Annotated in this window: 26 protein-coding genes and 2 pseudogenes; 3 read left to right on the top strand and 25 right to left on the bottom strand. The window is 36.3% G+C overall.

From position 1 onward, the window contains the following. Positions 1–10: 10 nt before the first annotated feature. The 13 genes and pseudogenes from ACIRUQ_RS00685 to ACIRUQ_RS00625 all read right to left on the bottom strand — a co-directional run bounded on the left by ACIRUQ_RS00685 (position 11) and on the right by ACIRUQ_RS00625 (position 8681). The gene (locus tag ACIRUQ_RS00685) at positions 11–616 is read right to left on the bottom strand and encodes a cyclopropane-fatty-acyl-phospholipid synthase family protein (RefSeq protein ID WP_021740443.1); all 606 of its coding nucleotides are present in this window, start codon (positions 614–616) and stop codon (positions 11–13) included. A 135-nt stretch (positions 617–751) separates the two neighbouring features. Continuing rightward, positions 752–973: an NUDIX domain-containing protein gene (locus tag ACIRUQ_RS00680; protein ID WP_022035011.1), complete on the bottom strand. Its 222-nt coding sequence runs from the start codon at positions 971–973 to the stop codon at positions 752–754. Positions 974–1030: 57 nt separating this feature from the next. Continuing rightward, a pseudogene (locus tag ACIRUQ_RS00675) lies at positions 1031–1183 on the bottom strand (mannose-6-phosphate isomerase); the annotation flags it as partial. 105 nt (positions 1184–1288) lie between these two features. Then, a complete protein-coding gene (tnpB, locus tag ACIRUQ_RS00670; RefSeq protein ID WP_404856514.1) occupies positions 1289–2392 on the bottom strand; it encodes an IS200/IS605 family element RNA-guided endonuclease TnpB in 1104 nt (367 codons plus the stop codon). A gap of 18 nt (positions 2393–2410) precedes the next feature. Further along, complete coding sequence (locus ACIRUQ_RS00665) at positions 2411–2500, bottom strand: transposase (protein ID WP_341438614.1); 90 nt, start codon at positions 2498–2500, stop codon at positions 2411–2413. A gap of 46 nt (positions 2501–2546) precedes the next feature. Further along, positions 2547–2846, bottom strand: coding sequence for a type II toxin-antitoxin system RelE/ParE family toxin (locus tag ACIRUQ_RS00660; RefSeq protein ID WP_055291372.1), 300 nt, complete (start codon positions 2844–2846; stop codon positions 2547–2549). A gap of 1 nt (position 2847) precedes the next feature. After that, complete coding sequence (locus ACIRUQ_RS00655) at positions 2848–3096, bottom strand: type II toxin-antitoxin system prevent-host-death family antitoxin (protein ID WP_055291374.1); 249 nt, start codon at positions 3094–3096, stop codon at positions 2848–2850. 495 nt (positions 3097–3591) lie between these two features. Further along, the gene (locus tag ACIRUQ_RS00650) at positions 3592–4098 is read right to left on the bottom strand and encodes a DUF6933 domain-containing protein (protein WP_404856513.1); all 507 of its coding nucleotides are present in this window, start codon (positions 4096–4098) and stop codon (positions 3592–3594) included. Between the two features lie 83 nt (positions 4099–4181). Beyond that, a complete protein-coding gene (locus tag ACIRUQ_RS00645; protein WP_070104002.1) occupies positions 4182–4439 on the bottom strand; it encodes a hypothetical protein in 258 nt (85 codons plus the stop codon). A gap of 445 nt (positions 4440–4884) precedes the next feature. Continuing rightward, entirely contained in the window at positions 4885–6420 is a 1536-nt protein-coding gene (locus ACIRUQ_RS00640; protein WP_021739594.1) for an IS66-like element ISRob1 family transposase, read from the bottom strand. 66 nt (positions 6421–6486) lie between these two features. Beyond that, positions 6487–6837: an IS66 family insertion sequence element accessory protein TnpB gene (gene tnpB / locus ACIRUQ_RS00635; protein ID WP_158526524.1), complete on the bottom strand. Its 351-nt coding sequence runs from the start codon at positions 6835–6837 to the stop codon at positions 6487–6489. Between the two features lie 14 nt (positions 6838–6851). Then, positions 6852–7250, bottom strand: a complete 399-nt coding sequence (tnpA, locus tag ACIRUQ_RS00630) for an IS66 family insertion sequence element accessory protein TnpA (RefSeq protein ID WP_005422927.1) — start codon at positions 7248–7250, stop codon at positions 6852–6854. Positions 7251–7349: 99 nt separating this feature from the next. After that, entirely contained in the window at positions 7350–8681 is a 1332-nt protein-coding gene (locus ACIRUQ_RS00625) for an ATP-binding protein (RefSeq protein ID WP_242853598.1), read from the bottom strand. A gap of 323 nt (positions 8682–9004) precedes the next feature. Here ACIRUQ_RS00625 and ACIRUQ_RS00620 point away from each other — a divergent pair, with 323 nt between their 5' ends. Continuing rightward, entirely contained in the window at positions 9005–10129 is a 1125-nt protein-coding gene (locus tag ACIRUQ_RS00620) for a hypothetical protein (RefSeq protein ID WP_055290152.1), read from the top strand. A gap of 19 nt (positions 10130–10148) precedes the next feature. Further along, entirely contained in the window at positions 10149–11270 is a 1122-nt protein-coding gene (locus tag ACIRUQ_RS00615; protein WP_055290153.1) for a DNA-processing protein DprA, read from the top strand. Here ACIRUQ_RS00615 and ACIRUQ_RS00610 read toward each other — a convergent pair. Continuing rightward, positions 11196–12821: a DUF6119 family protein gene (locus tag ACIRUQ_RS00610; protein WP_055290154.1), complete on the bottom strand. Its 1626-nt coding sequence runs from the start codon at positions 12819–12821 to the stop codon at positions 11196–11198. The genes ACIRUQ_RS00615 and ACIRUQ_RS00610 overlap by 75 nt on opposite strands. 573 nt (positions 12822–13394) lie before the next feature. Then, positions 13395–13850, bottom strand: a complete 456-nt coding sequence (locus ACIRUQ_RS00605; RefSeq protein ID WP_082432775.1) for a DUF4230 domain-containing protein — start codon at positions 13848–13850, stop codon at positions 13395–13397. On the opposite strand from ACIRUQ_RS00605, the pseudogene ACIRUQ_RS00600 reads away from it, so the two are divergent. After that, positions 13795–13998: pseudogene (locus ACIRUQ_RS00600) on the top strand (site-specific integrase); the annotation flags it as partial. The gene ACIRUQ_RS00605 and the pseudogene ACIRUQ_RS00600 sit on opposite strands and share 56 nt — an antisense overlap. A 364-nt stretch (positions 13999–14362) precedes the next feature. Here ACIRUQ_RS00600 and ACIRUQ_RS00595 read toward each other — a convergent pair. The 10 genes from ACIRUQ_RS00595 to ACIRUQ_RS00550 all read right to left on the bottom strand — a co-directional run bounded on the left by ACIRUQ_RS00595 (position 14363) and on the right by ACIRUQ_RS00550 (position 21038). After that, the gene (locus tag ACIRUQ_RS00595; RefSeq protein WP_055290156.1) at positions 14363–14821 is read right to left on the bottom strand and encodes a toll/interleukin-1 receptor domain-containing protein; all 459 of its coding nucleotides are present in this window, start codon (positions 14819–14821) and stop codon (positions 14363–14365) included. A gap of 27 nt (positions 14822–14848) precedes the next feature. After that, positions 14849–15229 (bottom strand): hypothetical protein, encoded by a 381-nt coding sequence (locus tag ACIRUQ_RS00590; RefSeq protein WP_055290157.1) that lies wholly within the window; start codon positions 15227–15229, stop codon positions 14849–14851. Between the two features lie 30 nt (positions 15230–15259). Further along, positions 15260–16228: a caspase family protein gene (locus ACIRUQ_RS00585; protein ID WP_082432777.1), complete on the bottom strand. Its 969-nt coding sequence runs from the start codon at positions 16226–16228 to the stop codon at positions 15260–15262. A 32-nt stretch (positions 16229–16260) separates the two neighbouring features. Then, the gene (locus ACIRUQ_RS00580) at positions 16261–17202 is read right to left on the bottom strand and encodes a site-specific DNA-methyltransferase (RefSeq protein WP_055290159.1); all 942 of its coding nucleotides are present in this window, start codon (positions 17200–17202) and stop codon (positions 16261–16263) included. Next, positions 17187–17972, bottom strand: coding sequence for a hypothetical protein (locus ACIRUQ_RS00575; RefSeq protein WP_207642778.1), 786 nt, complete (start codon positions 17970–17972; stop codon positions 17187–17189). Before ACIRUQ_RS00575 ends, ACIRUQ_RS00580 begins: the two co-directional genes overlap by 16 nt. A gap of 22 nt (positions 17973–17994) precedes the next feature. Further along, positions 17995–18195 (bottom strand): helix-turn-helix transcriptional regulator, encoded by a 201-nt coding sequence (locus ACIRUQ_RS00570; protein ID WP_055290161.1) that lies wholly within the window; start codon positions 18193–18195, stop codon positions 17995–17997. Positions 18196–18369: 174 nt separating this feature from the next. Continuing rightward, the gene (locus tag ACIRUQ_RS00565) at positions 18370–18747 is read right to left on the bottom strand and encodes a TnpV protein (RefSeq protein ID WP_055290219.1); all 378 of its coding nucleotides are present in this window, start codon (positions 18745–18747) and stop codon (positions 18370–18372) included. Positions 18748–18764: 17 nt separating this feature from the next. Beyond that, a complete protein-coding gene (locus tag ACIRUQ_RS00560) occupies positions 18765–20195 on the bottom strand; it encodes a MobA/MobL family protein (protein ID WP_055290162.1) in 1431 nt (476 codons plus the stop codon). Between the two features lie 298 nt (positions 20196–20493). Then, the gene (locus ACIRUQ_RS00555; protein ID WP_055290163.1) at positions 20494–20721 is read right to left on the bottom strand and encodes a DUF5348 domain-containing protein; all 228 of its coding nucleotides are present in this window, start codon (positions 20719–20721) and stop codon (positions 20494–20496) included. Positions 20722–20804: 83 nt separating this feature from the next. Next, positions 20805–21038, bottom strand: a complete 234-nt coding sequence (locus ACIRUQ_RS00550) for a hypothetical protein (protein ID WP_055290164.1) — start codon at positions 21036–21038, stop codon at positions 20805–20807. Between the last annotated feature and the right edge of the window lie 98 nt (positions 21039–21136).

The following is a 21136-nucleotide window of genomic DNA, read 5'->3' as shown; positions in this document are numbered from 1 at the left end:
TCGGCTTGAATTATTTCTTCAGCTCAAAAATCACAATTTTCTCCCGCGGATCATTCCCCGGAAACAAATCTTTGCAATCAATTTCATCTACAAACATCAACTCATCCACTGTCATCATATAAGAAATGTATTCATCTGTCGGATAATAAAAAAACAGTTGCATCTCACGCAGATTTGCATAATAAGAATCAAGAATGCGACCCACTACGCGCTTCAGAAGTTCCAACGAAAATGGATTAAAAAAGTAACATCGGTCTACAGTTTCCGGCACTTTAAATGTTTCAGCATTTGCCTGCACAAAATCCACACGATCTGAAACTACCGAATCCGCTTTGTTTTCCATGGCTCGTCCAAAAATCCGTTCATCATACTCGACACCTATGGAATTACATCTGGTCTGATATGCCAGAAAAAAGTCCACACGACCTTTTCCACAGCCATAGTCAATCACTGTATTTCCTTTGCGGATACAACCGGAATTTGCCAGCCGCTCCAACACACAATACGGTGTCGGTTCATAAGGAAATCTATGTTCATCAGAGTGGGAATCATCCCGCCCCATTGTTCGAATATGTAATAGTTTGTCCCATCTTGTCTCGTTTTTATCTTCTCTCATGAGTTTTTCACCTTTTTTGCTTTGTCGTCTTATTCCACAAAATAAACGAACTCTGAAACTCTAAAAAATCTCCCAGAAACTGCATACCTTCCTGCCATATCTGCTCCGGGAGACTTTCTATTTTCTGAATGGAATTCATTTATCATATCCTGTCTCTTCTTTTAATTTACGAACTGCTGCCTGATCCGGTGTCTCTCCCGAATCAATCAGCCCACATGGAAGTTCTGTCTGCCAGGAACGGATTGAATAACAATACTCTCTTAAGGTAATAATATTTTCCCCATGAAACAGAAGTATACTGACTCTCTCAAGCATATCAAGGTAATCATACGGTCTTACATTTCCATTAACACGCACCTCATCCTATACGACATAGAAACATCCTAATTTTATCTTCTCTGACTTTATTGTCTCAACCGCAAATGCTTTCTTGTTATGCTGAGCTCGCTTCTTACCATCTTTTCCCACGCGTCCATAATCATAAACACAATAAATTACATTCGAATTCTGCTGGATTTCTGCAATCAGATTTCCTTTTCCGATAACATGGTTTGTTGCTGAATGAACTACCCATTGTCTAAAGCCAATGGGCTTCCTGCTTCGCAGACCTCGTAACCTACTATCTCCACAGGCGTTAATTCGGACAGTCCCTGTCCTATATTGTTATTCCTTTTATGCTATTTGTCTTAATCCTTCTTCCAGTATATTCTTTGCCGCATTGATATCTCTGTCATGATTTGTTCCACAGACAGGACATATCCATTCCCTTACTGATAGATTTTTCGTCTCTGTATTTTGGTATCCACAGGCTGAACACAGCTGACTACTAGCATAAAATGTATTTATCTTGATATATTTTCTGCCATTCCACTTTGCCTTATATTCTAACTGTCTTGTAAGCTCATACCATGATACATCACTTATAGACTTTGCCAAACGGTGATTTTTTACCATGTTTTTTATCTGCAAATCTTCCGAAACTATCACTTGGTTTTCGCTGATAATCTCATGGGACATCTTGTGCAGATAATCTTTTCTGGTATTTGTTATTTTTTCATGGCATAATGCTATCTTTTTCTTTGTTTTGTAGTAATTTTGACTTCTTTTCTCTTTATGGGCTAACTGCCTTTGCAGTTTTACCAGTTTCTTTTCGTATTTTCTGATGATTTTTGGATTTTCGTATTTCTTTCCAGCAGAAGTAATACATAACTCCTTAATACCTAAATCTATTCCTGTATTTTGATTTACATGTGGCAGTTCCACATGTTCTGTTTCCACTAAAATTGATACATAATATTTTCCACTCGGAATTTGTGATATCGTTGCCGATTTTATCTGCCCGCTAAAATTTCTATGCAGTTTTGCTTTTACATTTTTTAATTTAGGCAGTTTTACTCTATTTTCCTCGAAATCTACTGCTATATTGCCATTCGTAAAATTTGTTGTATATGACTTATGATTATCGTGTTTACTCTTAAACTTTGGATAACCTGCATGTTCCTTAAAAAATTTCTGATATGCAGCATCCATGTTGTAAATCGCATTTGTCAGAGCAAATTTATCCACTTCTTTCAGCCATTCATATTCTTTCTTTAATTGTCTGTTGCAGTAATTGTTACAGTCAGTTTTACTAACTGATTTTTTCTCTTTCTCATATACTTCTTTCCGGTATGCCAGTGTCTGATTATATACAAAACGGCAACAACCAAATGTTTTTGCAATTTGTATTTTCTGCTCATTATTAGGATATATTCTGTATTTATATCCCTTTAACATCCACTGTCACCCTCTTTCTCAACCTTGATTTTCTATATATCTTTTCAGCATTTCTTCCGATACCTTTCCTACACTACATGCAAAATATCCATCTGTCCAAAAGTCCACAGACTGTACTGAACGATGTTATCAATTTGTTATCATGATTGTGTTATCAATCAAAAACTCTCATAATATCCCGAAACCGATTAATCACACGATAAATCTCTACATACTCGTTTCCTACCTTGTAGATAATCACATAATCTTCCCATATCGCATATTTATAGTCCGTCCGAAAACTGACTCGCTTTGAAAGATCTGAACCCATTCCCGGAAACATCTGAAGGTTCTCAAATTTACCGTAAATTTCCTTTATAGTCTTTGCTGCATATTCTTCGTTATCTTCAGCAATATAATCCCGGATATTTTTCAAATCCTTTACAACAATCGGATTAATCCGCAATTTTAACATCTTATTCCCCCACAAGTGCTTTCAGTTCTTCCAGATCCAGCCACCCCTCACCATCTTTCACTGCTTCTTCGGCTTCCTGCAGCTTCAGCAGAAGCTTTTTCTCTGCACGATCGCGCTCATAGTCTTCAATATCCATAATTACAAAACGTCCTCTGCCATTCTTTGTCAGATATACTGGTTCTCCTTTATGACAGTTCTTCAGAACTTCATTATAATTTCTCAAATCAGACACTGGTAAAATATTTGCCATATTCTTTCAGCTCCTTTCCTTGATAAAACGGACATTCGCATTCGATTCTCGCTCATGAACACAACCTACTGTGCGGTCCATATTCATATTGTTTCTGTTACTTTTATTATATACAAAAAGCTGTAAAATTCAACGTAGATTTTTACAGCTTTTCTATCTCTATATATTTTTTTACTACCTATTTTAAGTATTCCTTAAAAATGGATTCTAGTTCTTTACTTAAACTCGCAAAGTCTGGTTTGATTTTGATTATTTCAGTGCAGTTATCTATACCGTTTTGTATTGATAACTCATACTTTTTCCACACGTTATTCTTCGTTTCACATATTTTTAGTACCAATCCAGTACCATTGCTATATTGTCATTATTGTGTGTAGTTCCGGTGGCTTGCAGGTTTGTTTACTATTCACAGAATAAATTTCTGTCGGTTTGCAAGTCCACCTATGGAAATTATAATCTCCAAGCGATATTTCTGCAAGGAAAAATTTTGTGGTACTAATCGTTAGTACCACGATTGTTTTCTATGTACTGAGCGAAATCAATTACCTTTGCTGGCTTTCTCTTAGCAGCAATCCCTAGTCGTTCCATGTCTAATTTAAAAAGTTCACTCGGATATCCATACGCATCAAATCCCTCTGGCTGGCAGATATCTCTGTTCAGATACTCACTAAATTCCCATTGATACTTTGCTTCTTTCTCCAGCTTCTTACCAAAATACTGTGCATCCATTACCATTCTGTTAATGCCACCAACCGATTTCCTACCATGAGTTTTTGTTACAGTTGTATCGCCTGACATTTTAAAATACTGCCCTATCTGTTCCTCGGAATATCCCATTTCCTGCATCACGACATGAATCACACTGCGGATATACATTGTATAGTAATTCCAGTTTCTTGGTTCAATATCTGTCATTGCTATTGTATAACGATTACTGGCATTCACAATAAACAAGACATTTCTTCCTTTTATTTTCGTCAAATGTGTGTCCCAGCAGAACACAAGTGAAGCACCTTTGCTTTCTTCAATCTTTGTTGTTTTTAGTCAATCTTGAACTGCTTTTGTTGCACCAATCTCCATATGTATCACCTGCTCATCTCAAGTATTCTTTTTACTTCATTCTGTAATTCATCACTAAAGTCTGATAAATCATTATATGTAATTACTTTCAGTCTAATAAGACGAACAATATCCCATATTACCTCTGATTTTTTCAGTTCCATGACAACTCCCGGATGACGTTTATCTTCTTTTATCCGTTTTTCAAGTTCCCAGAATTTCTCTGATACAGGCTTTTTATCATCATTCAGAAAATTTGCATACTCTTTAACAAGACCTTCCATTTAATTTTCCTGCCAGCCTGATAATCTTTCTCGAAATAGCTTCCAATCTTTTTTACTTATGTCCATGATTTTGAACCTCCTCAGTCTCATGTTAGTCTCAACAAACGATTTCAAAAATGAGACTGTCTTGAGACTACAACTTTATAATTTACCTGCAAATCCCGGTTTTATCACATTTTGATATATCATAGAGTCTCACTCAGTCTCAAATCTAGTGAGACTTCGTTGAGACTAACTTCGGAATATTCTTGAGTAAAAGTTTGGGTGTCACATTGAGTGCCATATTTACTGTCATTCACTTACTTAATTTTCCATTTACCACCATTATCTGGACCTTTTCGTTCTATGATACCTTTATCCTTTAATTCTGATATATATCGTAAGCGTCAAATAAAACAGTGTATAGAAAAATAACCGTCAGCCTTTTATACTAAAAGGTCAACGGTTATCGACAGAATTCTTTTACAAGAGGATTCCAAGGCAGATAATCATCCAGATATTCAGGATGTTCAAGAAAAGCACTCCCCGGCATGTCGGACAGGATATATTTTATATATTTCATCGGGGCAAGCCCATTCGCTTTCGCTGTCTCTACCAGTGTATAGATTCCTGCACTGGCTTCCGCCCCTTTCGGACTGCCGGAGAACAGCCAGTTCTTTCTGCCGATCACAAAGGGACGGATACAGTTTTCCGCAAGCGAATTACTGATGGAACAATTCCCGTCTTCCAGATAATTCCAAAAACCTTCACGGTTATTTAAGGCGTAATGAAAAGCTTTTGAAAGTTTGGATTTCGGCAGCTCTCCGATGGCACTTTTTTCTGCCCATGACCAAAAAGCCTCGAGAAGCGGTTTCTCGCGGATAAGACGTTCTTTTTTCTTCTGATCAGGAGGGAGCGCCTCCAACTCTGACTCTATGTTAAAGAGTTGATTCAGACGGAGGATTGCTTCCGCAGGTTTTGATGCTTCCGAATTATGGATGTCTTTTGGGAGCGCATCCACGAAAGCCCGGCGCAGATGCGTATAGCAAAGACATCTTTTTACTCCTGAAACTGCATTGTATCCGGAGTAAGCGTCTGTATGGATATAACCTTCATATTCCCTCAGAAACGCTTCCGGATATTTCCCGCTTCGTCCCGGCTGGTACTCGAAGTAGCGGATGGGATTTACAGCATCTCTGATGCTGCAGTAAACCCACATATAGGAATCGGACGTATTTTTCCGTCCCGGTTCTTTCAGCACCTGTACATGTGTTTCATCGATATGAAGGTATCTCTGTTTCAGAAGTTCCAGCTTCAGACGGTGGACGATGTGTACAAGCCAGTCCCGATAGACAACCAGAAGCCAGTTTGACATAGTCGCTCTGCTTAAACGTAATCCCAAAGCCTCCCATTCTTTTTCCTGTCTGTACAGCGGGATGCTTAATTCAAACTTCTGGTGGATGAGCCAGGTGATGGTAGATGCAGATGCCAGAGAATGCAGGACGGGAGGATATGGCACCGGAGCCTTCTCCATATAAGGAGTTCCGTTTTTCCGGCATGACCTGCATTCATACGTTTCCTGGTAATGGTCAATCACCTTGAGTTTTGCAGGGATAAACTGTACTTCTGTGCGGACGAATTCTTCCCCTACTTTCACCATCGTACTCCCGCAGTTATCGCATATCTGTTCCCTTTCATCTATGGTATGGAGTACTTTGCTGTGAGGGAGATTTTTTACCAGTTCTTCTCGCTGACCGGTGTACTTCCTTTTACGTAGGTGCTTCTCTATCTCAACAAGCTCCGGTTCGTGTGCATCAGGATCCGCACAGGTTTCGATTTCATTAAAAAGAGACATCTGCCCCTCGATTTCGAGAGTAGATGTCTTCTCGGATTTTGTTCCATAAAGTTTACGGGTCAGGAAATCAACCTGCTCTTTCAGGAGCCGGACCTGCTGTTCCAGTTCTTTGATATGATTTTTATACTCCTGTTCCGTAGCTGACATAACCTGAAAACCCTTTCGCTTCGATAGGATTATTATACCATAGAATCGTCAGATTTCACAGCATTTCTAAGGATTTTCAGTATTTTCAGATTTATGCGGGAGCCATTTCTGAACCGCCTTTGGCTGCTCCGGGTTCAAACCTTCCAGAAGCCAGCGCAGCTGCTGATCAGAAATCTGTTTTGCTTCTTCGCCGGTCCGCGGCCATTGGAGACGTCCGTTTTCGTACCGTTTGTATAAAAGGCAGAAACCGTCTCCCTCGTAATGGACTGCTTTGATCCGGTCAGCCCTCTTTCCACAGAACAGGAATAAGGAATTGCTGTAAGGATCCAGTTTGAAGTTGTACTGGATGATATCCAGCAAGCCATTGAGCTGCTTCCTCATATCGGTGTAGCCGCATCGGATATAGATTTTCTCCACATGGGAAAGATCTCCTAACATGACTGCACGGCTTTCAGAATGTTTTCCAGCATCTGGGCAGATGTGCCTTCATAAAGTTCCACTGTTATGGATCCGATATGAAGTATGGCTGCAGGAGTGGAACGGGAAATGTTTCTGTCCGGAAGTGAAAGCTCCGCAAACTCAGCCGGGGATTCCGTTAAAGCAGTTGACTGTTGGTCTGTACACATGTGGATGCCGTTTTTCTTGCGGGGCAGTTCTTCCAGGGCAAGCTTTCGAATTTTGGAAAGCCAGTAATAATAACTTTTCAAAGAGATATCGTGTTGTTCACACCAGATCTGATTTGTCAGTCCTGAGGCCCTGCATTGCCGTATTACATCCAGCCAGTATTGAAGTTTCACCTGTTTGTCTGGAGTCAAAGAAGAAAGATCCATAAGCCTGCTCCTTAGATTAGATTTAGAGTTTTTAGAGTCAACTCCCAAAACTCTAATCAATAGTTTACATGCAACAGCCAGAAATTTCGATACACCCTCTTATTGGACGCTTACTATATATCTAGCAATTGTTCTATCTGTGACATCTAAGGCTATTCTTAATTCATCAATAGAAATATTCGGATTTTCGGAAATCATTTTTAGGATCTCACATACTTTAGTAAGCTTCTTCTTAGAATACTCTGGCATTAACTGCTTCATTTTTTCTTCCGAAATTTCTATGACATTTTCTATGACATTTTCTATGACATTTTCTATGACATTTTCATTCACCTGTGTTGCATAATTAGTGCCATAATTCAGATTATACAAAGTCAATGTAAAATCATCATTATCTGCATCAAAGACTGGCATCTTGGTCTCATCAAATTCTACTTGTCCCTCATAATCTGCCAATATCTTCTTAAATCCTCTACCTCTACGCTCCATATATTTTAAACGGCTGAATATATCAGCTAATATCGGATTTCTTCGCTTTGACGGAATTTTCAATAGATTTTTCCCCTCAAGAGATATTCCACTTACCATTCCACCCGGTGAATATATTTCAATTCTATCATCGAACATATCTATATGGACTTCACTACCTATCTCCAGATAATTTCTATGAATCAATGCATTTACTACACCTTCAAGCACTGCTCTATCCGGATAATCAGGCATTTCAATTCTGCCGTCACCAACCTTACGCCATGCTTTCTTGGAATTATTTCTCACAAAATCAGTTCCTGCCTGCAACAATGTGACAAGACTGCCAGTATATTCCTTATCATCAAGTGCATCCACTATTCCTGATGCTTTAGTAAGTCCATTCCATCTTGTACAAAACAATCTGGAATGACGTACCGGTGATTCATCTGCCAAAAGTGCTCCAGCATTCGTTAGATTTCCTTTTTCATCAATCAGCCCAAAAGATTCATAATCTGTATCTTCAAATGTATTCCCCGTTCTCTGTTTATATACTGATTTTAATTTTGTAAAGGACATATTGTTAAAATCATATCTTGACTTCAGACTATCATAACTTTCACCACTTCCGCGAAGTACCAACTCTCTTAACTGCGAAGGTGTCGCCGGAACACTTTCATTTCCTATACGCATAAATGCAATAAGTTGCCCATCACCCTCATAATAGTATGGAGTCTGCTGCCCTTTCATAACTTCTACAATAACGAATGTCTTGTCATTATCTTTTTCAAATGAAAGCTTAAACTCTGGTATCAGATTAAGGTGTGTTTTAATTATCTCACTAATTTTTTCTGCATCTCCTTCAGCATCCGAAAGACCAACCAACGCATCATCATTTACATAATTTCCACTGGCTTTCTGATAAACTGTTGCCAGAATGTTGCCATGGGTTAAGTATATCATATAAAAATAAGAACGCAAATAATTGTTTTATAAATACAGAAACACACCATAGAAAAATACTTATGTTCTTGGTTATTTATCATTAAATGTAAGTGTTTTGTTAATGCAGGCAATATTATTTTCGACTAATGATAAAATAAGATTGTCTATATTAATATGCTTTTTATAGAATAAATCAACAAAAGTAGTGTACATGCCGCTACTAATAGGTATGTTTAAATTCATATCTCGTATGGTTGCTTCTAAAACAATAGGTTTATGTATAATGGAAAGGATTTGCTGGATGGAATCCGGAAATCGCACTAACAAATAGGAATGAATTTTTGGAATATATTAGTATTCTTTGTGAAGATAATAATAACGTTGTTTGTTTTATCAGTAGAGACAAGAATAAACTTAATTCTGGTAAGGAACATTTTGACAAGAGAGGTTACAACAAGTTCAAATACAAATTAAGGGATGATGCAAGAGAATATGTTATGCAGAATAGAAATAGAAACAATTATTTTGTTTTTATTGGCAATAAAGAAGTAGATTTTCGTCTGGCAGTTAATACAAAATCTTTATTTATTGTGCCTACATGGATTCCTATTGAAGAAAAGGCTGCTTATTATGGGGTTTGTGTAGACACTCCTACTCAGCTTTATAAATTCATTTTAACTTTAAATAACAATAATAATTGGTACTCTCAGTTACAAATTGATGACAGGTCTATCTGTATTTCATTAATGGATGCTAGAACTTACGCAGGTTCTCCTTCTTTGTCAGAAAAACAAATGCTTATTAATTTTCAGCAATTGCTTAAAAATGGACAAAGTAGAAGCTACTATGCGATATTGATGTATCATTTTTTAGCAAACATGACAAGTACGCCACTTTTTGATGATGTTGAATTATTTGGAATAATTCCAAGTTCTAATTGTTTCGTAAATGCAGACTTATTTAGGTTTATGGAACAAGTAAGATATATTAAAAACAAAAGGCTCCCACAATCAGTATACAGACAACCACTAGAAGAACAAAACCTATTAATTAGGCACACACCAAAACAACAAATGCATGGCGGAAGCCAAATTGGTAGATCTAGTATTGGTGGAACACTTGAATTTGCTTCATTATGTATAAATCCTGCATTTGAAGCAAAGATTAAAAATTTAAAGAGAGAACGTAAATTCAATGTAGTAATTTTTGATGATTACATGGATCATGGTAATGGATTTAATGCTGTTAGATGTTTATTAGAATCCTTGGGAGCTAATAAGATTATTTTTGTATCCATGGGTATTTTCAGAAAACAATTCCAGCGAAAAGATTATATTATTTCTGGAAATATATATGGTGCAGGATATACTTATACTCTTGAATCACAACAGGTATTAACAAATTATGTTATAAACGATTCAGCAAAAATGGAAGTAGAACATTTGTATGATATTTTCAACAAATAAAGAATAGAGGAATGATTTTGTGACTAGATATGTTATAGCCCTATCAGAATTAGGCATAAAAAATAACAATTTAATATCGCTGTTATTAGAACATTCTCTTGAAATTGAAGATATGTTTGATGAATCGAGACATGTGTTTGATAATAATCTTGATTTGATGATTTACTTTGATATGTTCAATAATGAAGCAAAGGTTTCTGAAGCACTGTCCAAAGCAGATACCATTCTTTATCGTAATAAGGAACTGGGGGTAAAAACTACTTATTACACAGCTTCAACTTATCCTATAGAATTAGCAAAAATAGATAATCCGCCAGCAATCATCTATTATAAAGGTGCTGAGTTTAATGAGATTTCTGATAAAACTATTGCTTGTGTAGGAACAAGAAAACCTACAAGGCTTTCTTATAATGCAGCTAATTATTTGATTCCTCAGTGGGTGAAAGAAGATTGTTCTATTATCTCTGGGCTTGCCTGTGGTGTAGATAAAATATCACATCAGGCATGTATAACTGCTGGTGGTAAAACTATTGCTGTATTAGCCCATGGACTTGATATGATTTATCCCAAAGAGAATCTTTCTTTAGCAGACAGAATTCTTGAATCAGGTGGTATTCTTATGTCAGAATATCCTGTCGGAACTAAGGTGGATAAATTTAGATTTGTTAACAGAAATCGTTTGATTGTGGGTATGTCTAGAGCGGTTGTTATCTATGAATGTGATGCTCAGGGGGGAACAGTACACAACGTAGAACATGCTATTAAACAACATAAGCCAATCTTCTGTCCTGCTCTTGGCGAAGAAATTACTGAAATCCAAACAGGAACAAAGCAGCTTATTGACGAGAAAATTGCTACTGTTATCAAACAAGGAAGAGATATTTCTGGTGTATTGGAAGCTGTGGGAACGTCAATCACTAAAGATAGAATGAGTAATCTACAAATAAAATTGAATTATTTACATTCTCTTCTTTTACTAATAAATCTAAGTTGCAAAATAATATCTTTTTCAATAAAGTTACCCCCTTTCCTTTTGTTATTTTCCATGTTTATTAATTTAGAAACATTATTTCTCCCAATAGTTCAAATAAACTATCGGTGTATATCCCAATATTCTAACTTCTTTTTTCCATGCATCTAGTCTATTTTTTAACATTATCATTTTCAAGCTAGATATATCTGGCTTACCATTTACATCTGGTAAATGTGTGCGGCGTTTTAAAACAATCCAAACAGCTACACTTTCTACCTTAGGCATATCAGGAAATAAATGATGTTTATACATTCTTGTAGAACTGATAGACTGCTCAACAACATAGCTCAATTTAGCAGATGAATTTCCAATCTTAACAGCATACATTGTTCCATCTTTATATAAATCCATTAATTCAATTTTTCCAGCACCTGTTTCATCATCATCTCTGTCATGATTCTCAAATCCAAACTGTTCTGATAATATATTATTAAATACACGTTCTGCATAATATTTATCTTTTATTTTTCTCTTTATTTCCTCAGTTGTTAACCCCTCATACTCCACACCATCTTTTTCTTCACGATATTTCCTATTTACATAATCAGATAATTTCTTATTTGAAAAATCATATTTTGGATCATAAATAACCTCTAATTCTGCTATTGAATCTTGTAAATATTGTACATAATCATCATTAAATGAATACCATTCACCTTTCAAAAGCAAACATCTCTTATCATCGTCAGTAAAATCTATCAGTCTCTTCATCACATCAGTGCATACGGGCTCTCCATTTTTATTACTCACGACTTTTAAATCCAAAAAATTATTTTTTATTTTCAAGCCATTTTCGTCCATAAACTTTAAGATATTATCTTTTGTTAATTCTTGTATGTCTTTATGCTTTTTTCCATATTTCAATGTAAAGGAAGCATCATTACTATTAAAAATTTCAGTTGCTCCAATAATATCCAATTCTGATATGTTAATACATTCAATATTCTCTTCAATTTTTTCAATCAATCGATGGTCTAATTCTTGAATGATTTTTTCATCTTTTATTTTGCTAAATACAGGAATTTTATGAAGTTCTTCTCTCGCTCTTACAGATTCAACATACTCTATGAATCTTAAAATACAATCAACACTATTTTCAGACAATTGAGTTTTTATAGAATGCCCTATTTCAACTAGCTCCCCGTGGAGAGTAAATTCCTTTTCGATGGTCATTTTTGCTTTTATTTTTGCATAAGACTCCCCACTATCAAAGGATAGCTCTCGATAATTAAGATATACATTAATCATTTTATTTCTTTGAGCATTCGGAGCCGTTAATGTCGTTGTTTTTATTTGTTTGAAGCTAATTCTTCTTGCAAAATCAAAAGCAAAATCAATATCACAGTATTTATCAACAGCAAAATAAGATAACCCATATGTCACTGCATATGTAACCGTCCCCCCTTCAATCACCAAAACTGCTCTCGGGGAAGCCATTACTCCCTCTATCTCATAATCATATTCATCCAATATCCATTGCCACTCGAGAGGTTTTCTTTCTTCTGGAATATTAACATATGTGCCTACAGTATAAACAATTTTTTCATTTTCCATTGAGTTATAATCTTGTTCTCCAATAAACTCAAATTTTTCAGTAAGTTTATTCAGAAAATCATCTTTTTTATTTTCGTCTATTTTATATAAATTTATTTGTCCCATGTTTGTACCTCATTTATTACCGTATGCTAATTGTCATATTCTTACACTATTATATCATTTTCTTTCACAAAGAAAATAGCTATATTTCATACCGCTTATTTTCAAAGTTAAAAAATATATAGAGTGACAAAAAATTTTCGTCTAAAAAAAGCAACAAAATTCCTTATTGTTTCCAATGTATTCTTCTGCTATAATCATCCCATGGTGCTACCATTCACGGTAGGTGGTTAGTCCTTCTCCAGAGGGACTGTGACCCTCTGTTTACATAGAAATCCCCAGACTATCTGCGGAAATCTTGCTAAAAGGAGGGGATGCTAATGTTGACTCTCGAAGGTCTGATTGCTGTTATCAGCTTATGCCTAACAGCCTTTGGACTTGGTTACGCAATAGGATGCAATCACACAAAAAAATAACCGCCCCAGCCTCGCAAACTGAACGGTTATTTTCTTAACTAATCATTATGTGGGCTAACCGTCTATCGGTAGCACCTTTTCTATGATTATATTAACATCAAATTTTCAATATGTCAAAATCTTTATTTAAAACAATCCCAAGTATCACATTTACTTCACTCTACTCTATCTCCACCCATTCTACTGTATACTCTTCTCCAATTTGTTCACCAACATTTTTTACATATCCTTCTATAAGATTCTTTGCTCGTTCCTTGGCTTGCACCAAAAGAGCACCATTCGCCTGAGCAGTCTCCTCCATATTGTCTTGTGCTTCTGCTAATGCAGCTGTTTCTTCTTCTTTTGTGATTTCAGTCATAAATCCGGTATCTGTTAATGGTTCACTCATAGACTCTTCATCCAAGTCAACATCCAGCATTTCCGCATCCGGAATCGTAATTTTCACTACCCCATCAGCATCTGGTTTTGAAATTGATACTTTGTTCACATCAATTCCCAACTCGACAATCCCGCTGTATTCTGTCCAAATTTTCTTATATCCTGTTCCAAGCCATTTAAATAATCCACTTATCAAGGAACGTTTAGGACATGAAAAAATACAGACAACACTCGGCACTTATGGTCATCTGTATCCAAATACGAATCTTGAAGTTGCTAAAAAGCTGACTGGAATATTACAAGTACAATCTGCTACTGAAAGCATTGCTAATTATACCAGCAATCAACATACAGCAATCTATCACAGAACAGTTGAAGAAAAATAATGCAATGAAAATGCAATCCTATAAAGGAAAAGCTGTAAAACCCTTGTAAACAAAGGCTTTACAGCTCAGCTTCAACTATTCAAACTCTACAATCACTAATCAATTTTGTTTAGTAATTATTAATTGCCATGTTTGCTTTTCTTTCGATTTTTTGATTTATCCATATTATCCTGCCTATATGGGCTAATGTTATCATTCTGTTATCGGTATTGATAACACTCGCTCCGTAACTGTGGATAATAGCAATATGTTCCGATTCAGATTATAAGCGGTTTTGCTTAGAAAAGCAACACAATATATAACAAAGCAAACGTATTCCGATTCATCTCTTTTCCTATTACCAACATATTGCGTTATCCCGCTTTTATTTCAATCGTTGTTTTAATACATCATAAAAATGTTCTGTCTTTTGCTGTTGACTTGCAAATTCGTAAATCGCATGATATTCTCTTTCTACGTCATTTCTTGCTGATACATATTCTCTAATATCCGTACTTTTCTTTAATCGAGGCCAATACTGTAAATAATCCGGCAAAGAAACATCTTCCTTCAAAAAAGTTGCCGTCGGCATATCCTTTTGTGCTGCCATACCAACTTCAAAGGGAACCCATTGCGAAAATTTTGTTATATTTGACATGACAACAATTATATCTGTACATTTATTCAAATTTGCACGTATATGATTAGTTAGCTCTTTACCATTCTCTGTTATAGAATTATCTAATACATCAAGATAGCAATCCACTTTGATTTCTTTTAATTCTTTCGCTATCAAATTCGCTGTCGCTGAATCTTGTAGCTTATGTGATATAAATATTTTCATTTTTTACCGCCTTATCTTCAATTACTACTACACATTCCGACGAATCCACTCCTCTAATGAGTCTCTTCTTTTAGCTACTACAGGAATATTTAAATTTGTAATATTTGAACTTGTACTATCAGTAATTTTAATAGCAACAACTGGTTTACCAATAGAAATAGCAAAACGTATCTCATCCATTGACATTCCATAATTATTAGCTGGTCGATTGGAACATACTACTACGCTTGCATATTTTATTTGTTTTTGAATTTGAGGGTCAACATTGTATCTTCTATCGATACTATCAAAAGGCGAACTACTCGGAACAGAATAGTCCCTCACATTAAATTTTGTCCTATCCAACAAAGCACTTATTTCTGAATAATCATTATTATTCCAACGATGCGGTATAAACACATTAATCATTTCAATTCCTCCTTTTTTACAAAATTCAACCTAAAAACGTCTATCTTTTGACAGTTTCCAATAATGCAACCCTAATGCAGTTAGTTTACATGACTTATTTTCCATTGCTGCAAAATACATATGTTCCGTTCCCACAGGTTCCACAAGTCCAACGCTTTCAAATAATTGCAATTCTTTAAATACATTAACATGTTCAGCATCGGCATATGGCTCTATCACCTGATGTTCAATATTCAGTGCATTCGTGTATTCATACGATGGATCTAACTTAAACTCATCTGTTGGATTTTCAAAATATGTACTTAATTTTCTAAGTATACTCTTAGGAACCTTCGCCTGTATAGTTCGCAATGGCAAAAACTGAGAAATATTTGTTTTGAAAACTGGACGTTGTTGCCATGCACCTAATGATTGATCCACGAACGAATATAAACTTGCAGGTGTAATATTGCCACCAATATCAGCAGCTCCTCCCTTTAATCCTTGTATAAGCAATTCAGTAAATATGCCATGTTGTAGAGAACGCTTTTCCTCAGAAGTCTGCCATGACTGACTTGCTGCTATTATTGTTACGCCTTCTCCCAAAACAGAATTATTATTAAGTAATATAGATTCACCCATTTTAGCTGCAAAGCAACAGTCTAAAATAATAACCTTATTCTTGCAACGAGATTTATTGGCCATTTCCAATACATCTGTCATTTTAACGCCATAATTACTTCCCGAGAAGTCTGTAGTACAAAGATATCCACCATCTATATCTGCACCATGTCCCGAAAAATATAAAAGAGCTATATCTGCATCATCAGCAAATAATTTTCCGATAGCCGATATCAAATTGTTTTTTGAACAATTATCAATAATTGGAACCACTTCAAAATTAGGAGATCCATCCCCATTAGATTCTATCAATTCTTTCATTGCAATCGCATCATTATTGCACCACTCTAATTCACGGCCCGGATAGTTATTTAAACCAACTATTAACGCTTTTTTCATTACCTGATTCATCTCCTTTCATAAACTTACTTTTATATAGCTACACCATATTGGTCAAAAATCCATGTTTGACCTGTCTCAATCATTTTAATCAAATATTTTGCCTTAACCTCTTCTAAAAACTCATTAATTGCATCTGGATGATTTTTTAAAAACCATTTTATATGATTTTCAATATAATCAATTCTAATCTTAGCATCATTCAAATCATTAGGACATCTTTTCATTTTTTCATCAATACTGTCAAATCCCGAAAATGGTTCATTTAGTCGTTCCTTAGTCATTTGAATATACTCAGGATTAATATCGATTCCTATACTTCTTCTATTCAGTTGTTGACAAACCCTCAAGCAAGTCCCCGATCCAACAAATGGATCTACAACCAAATCTCCCTCTTCGCTTGATGCTAAAATCATTCTTTCATATAATCCCTCCGGCTTTTGAGTTGGATGTTTTTTTCGATTTTTATTACAATAATGCATATGTGAAAACTCCCACACATTTCCCGGATTAGCTCCACGCATATTATTAACTGAGCGATAATATTTTTGCGGAACACGAATCGAATCTAAGTTAAATAAAAATTTCTTGGGATTTTTTGTAAACATTAATATATCATCATGTCTTGGACTAAATCCTTTAGTTTTTCCAATTCCTTGTGTATAAAACCATGTAATCCAACTATTAAATGTCATTCCCAATTCTTGTTCTAAAATTGTGTATATATATGAGATATATTTCATGCCCATAAAAACATATATTGTCCCATCTGGTTTTAAAACTCTTTTCGCTTCGTTTAGCCATATTCTACTAAACTCAATATAATCTTCAAATTCCAGCTTATCTTGACTTGTACCATAATCTTTATTTAAATTATACGGAGGATCTGTCACAATTAAATCCACACTATCATTCTCTAATTTGCAAAGTTCCTCAACAACATCTCCGCAAATCGCATTCAATTTTTTATCCATTTATTTTTTTTAGCCTCTCTATAAAAATCATCAATACTTCTTCTTGAACTATGTAAATACTTACTATCTAACAATTTACACATTTCCCAAGTTGTCCTATATTGATATGTGACATAATGTATATCTTTAATTTGAATTTGTCCCGTTCCTAATGCTGGATTATAATTAATGTCTGCATCACTAATATATTTTAAATCATATGCATTATAATCAACAATTTCCATTATTCCATCCATCAGTTTTGTACGTTCATTTCTTTGAACATATACTTTATGTTTAATTGACAAAATTATAAACATAAAATCCGGATCCTTAACATAAGCAGTTCTTATTCTGCTAAAACTCGTGATATTCGGACCTTTACCACTATTAGGAATATCATTTGCAGTCGCTTTTACATCTACATTTCCTGTTATTGATTTATCGTCTTTTTTAAATTGCAAGATTATATCTGCCATTCCAAGGCGTTCTTGAGCCTCTACATTTACAAGTCGATACGGATTATCCATATCATCCCTTATCCCTGCAAACACTTCTCCAGCCCAAGCTTCAATCATGGGGCCTGCAATTTTATTTATATTTTCTAATGGAAGTCCCATGCGTAAGTTAGTATTAATGACAATCTTATTGTCACCCATTTCTTTTTGTCTATCAAGAATTAAATTCATCTGTCTAATTACAAACTCACTATTTTCTTTATAATCAGGCGATTCTACCGGTACTTTAAAAATCATATCTTCATATTGCATTTTATTTTTTCCTTTCTCCATTCCGTTATAGATCATTTTATATTTAGCTTACAAATTCCATAATATCCCCAATATTGCAATTGAGAACCAAACATACCTTATATAGACTTTCTAAGGAAACATTTTCCCCTTTTCCCATTTTAGCTAATACATTAAAACTGATTCCAGCCATTTCTTTTAAATCTGTTCGATTCAATCCTTTATCAATTAATAGTTTCCATAATTTATCATAACATACCGACATATCATTTCTCCCAATGTGTTATTTCCTATGTTTATATTAGGATACCATATTTCACCTCATACCTCAAGATATTCTCCCGAAAAAATGAGATTTTACAGAACATACTTTCTGTCCATTATAACTTGTAAAGTAGAGAGCAAGCCATTTTCCGACTTGCTTCCCATCATGTTATTTTTACTGATAAATCATCTCTTTATCCACAATCTCCCTTGCACACACCTGTATGTTATTCATTCTACCTACCCATTCTAATGCGTTATCAACCTTTAACTGTTCGGTAATTCCTTGTGCCTGTTTCATCTGCTCTACAATCCTTTCAAAACGTTCCTGTGCCTGTTCCTCTATATCTGCCAGATAACTGTTCAATCCGCCATTCATCAGCAGATCCAGATATACAGTCCTGCGGTATTCCTTCAAATACTGTAAATGTCTTTGTCCCCATACTCCGACAAATCTCGGTTCTTCTTCCTCCGGCAAGGTAAGGTTGGGGATAAAGTAATCTCCACATCTTACATAAGTGCCGCCCATTTCTTCAAAAATTGTTTTCTTCATTTTCTGTTCCACCTTTCTCATCGTTCTCTGTCCATAGATTTCTTCTTTGCTGACTGTTTTGGCTGTTGTCTGATTTCCTGTTGGTAACGGTGCAATTTTTTCCGTATGCTTGCCTTTTTCGGCGGTTCTGATGAATGCCCTTCCTTCTGTTCTGTCTGATTTTCCCATTCCCACAGCTCCTCATTGTATTCCCGAATCAACTTTTCCGATTTCTGATATATCTTTGCGAATGACTGAACATCTGGATACCCTGCCTGTTTTACAGTCTGCTCCATATCTGTGTGGATACGTTTCTCCTGTTTCTCTGCCTGTTCAATTTTTCCCTCTATGGATTTTCGTGCTTTTCCTTTGAAAAATCCCGTTGTCTCGGAAAGCTGTTTCTTCAATGAGGAAATCTCCTGCTGTGCTGACTTCACCGCCTGTGACTGCTTCTGAAGTTTCTCCATCAGCTTCCGCATATCATTCCATTCCTGTAAATCAATCTTTGGCACTGGCTTCGGCGGCAGCTTAAATTTGAAAATCATTTCCTGTAAGAAGTCTTTTGCCCCTCGGATAATCTGCTGAAACATATCCGGTAGCCATCCATGTGTCCGTATAGATTGCATTGTTTTATTCGTGATTTTCTCCCGCTTGACAGCTAAAATATCTTCTTCGGGAACGCCCTCGACTAATGCTACATCTACCGTCCGATTCCATTCCTGCCTTGCCGCATTATCTGTCCGTATCTCTGCTTCTTTCGGATTGTTCTTCCCGATTTTCTTGGTTGCCAGATATACGCCACCCTGCTGAAATACAGACAGCTTTTCGGATTCTTCTTTCACATGACTGTTGATGATTTCCGTAAACATCTCCTTGACTTCTTTGGTAAAAGCATCGCTCTTAAACCATTCATCTTTCTTTGTAAAAATGTGGCTCTCATAAACTTCCCCTTTTGGAATAATGCTGCATCCTGCCCGAAGATTTCCCTGCTCATCCAAAATCTCTTTCTTCGTGCGTCTGTGCTTGCCCTGCTCATCATAAAACATATTTCTGGTAGCAATTTTCACTTCTGGATGTTCCAGCATTTTCCGTTCGCTGAATACGAGGTGGATATGGTAATTAGTCATTTTTTTGTTATGGTGAAGTGCCGCACTGCATTCCACACCGTATCTTTTATGAAAGCTGTCTGCAAAAAGCCTTACCACATCATCTGCCTTATACTCAACAAAACTTTCAGGAAGTGCAATGATAAACTCCCGTCCTTCAATACATTTCCCCAATGTTCCACTTGCCTTAAAATCCAACTGATTCTCTCTCGCAAGATTCTTCCAGAACTCCGGTGTTGCTCCCTCCGTCTGATAGGTCGCATAGAGATGTTCCTGTCTTTTCGGATTGGAAATATAATCAATTCTTCCTGCCACATCAGACAGCTTGTTTTGTCTGATAAATGAATGTCTGCCTATAAGCATTCTCCTTTCCCGGCTCTCGCCTGCTTTGCTGTGAGTAGGTGCATAGGCACCTGTTTACGAACTAATTGCCGTTTCCGGCACAGCTCCCGGCAGGGCGAAATACACAGAGCATAAACGAAGTTTGTGCGATGGGTGTATTTCGCTCTCAAACGCCGAGGGCTTTATAAGGTGCTACCTTTCTCTACCATGTTTCGGCTTATGCTTTTCATCTTGGGCGTATCCGCCCTTTCTATTTGCCCGTATCCGGGCTTATTTTTTTATCCCTGACAGCAAACCGATTCTTTATTTTCTGTCTGATTTATCCCGGTATCCTTGCCCGTACATATTCCAGATCGCCGCAATATGGCGTTCCTACCAGATACCATTCCATTGCAGGATTCATCTCCATCCTTGTCCGTACCCACTGGTCATCCACCAGAACTTCCATACACTCTCCGCAGTGAAATCCTGTATCAATCCATAAGTCCATTGACAGTAATCCATATCTGCCATTTTCACAGTTATAACCTAATCTTCCTTCTCTCATTGCATAATTCTCCTTTCCAAATTTCTCCTTGTCTATGATTAACAGGGGCGTGCCACGCTCCTGTTCTTATCATCAAGGAAGAATTACCATCGGAAACTCTCCGACACTCCACGTCTGTCCAGATATTCCTTTCTCGCCCGTTCTCGTTCTTCCTCTGTCGGGGCTGTTTTGAATTTTCCGTACAGATCACGCATGACCATTCTGTCTAATTTCTTCTCTAACCCCTGTTTAATTTCTTTCTCGCAGCTTTCATCCTCAACCAAATGAAAGCGGAGCAACTGCATAAACAATTCCTGTGATATTTGCACATTTCCCATCTCATCCATCCTTTCCGTGACAGTATGTGACGGTATGTGACAGTCGTGACGGTTATTTGGATACCGCCCCGCTGTCAAAAATACCGTCACAACCGTCA

Origin of the sequence: Eubacterium ramulus (genome assembly GCF_045002895.1) — a bacterium.
Lineage (GTDB): Bacteria > Bacillota > Clostridia > Lachnospirales > Lachnospiraceae > Eubacterium_I > Eubacterium_I ramulus.
This window is presented reverse-complemented; position numbering and strand designations above follow the sequence as displayed.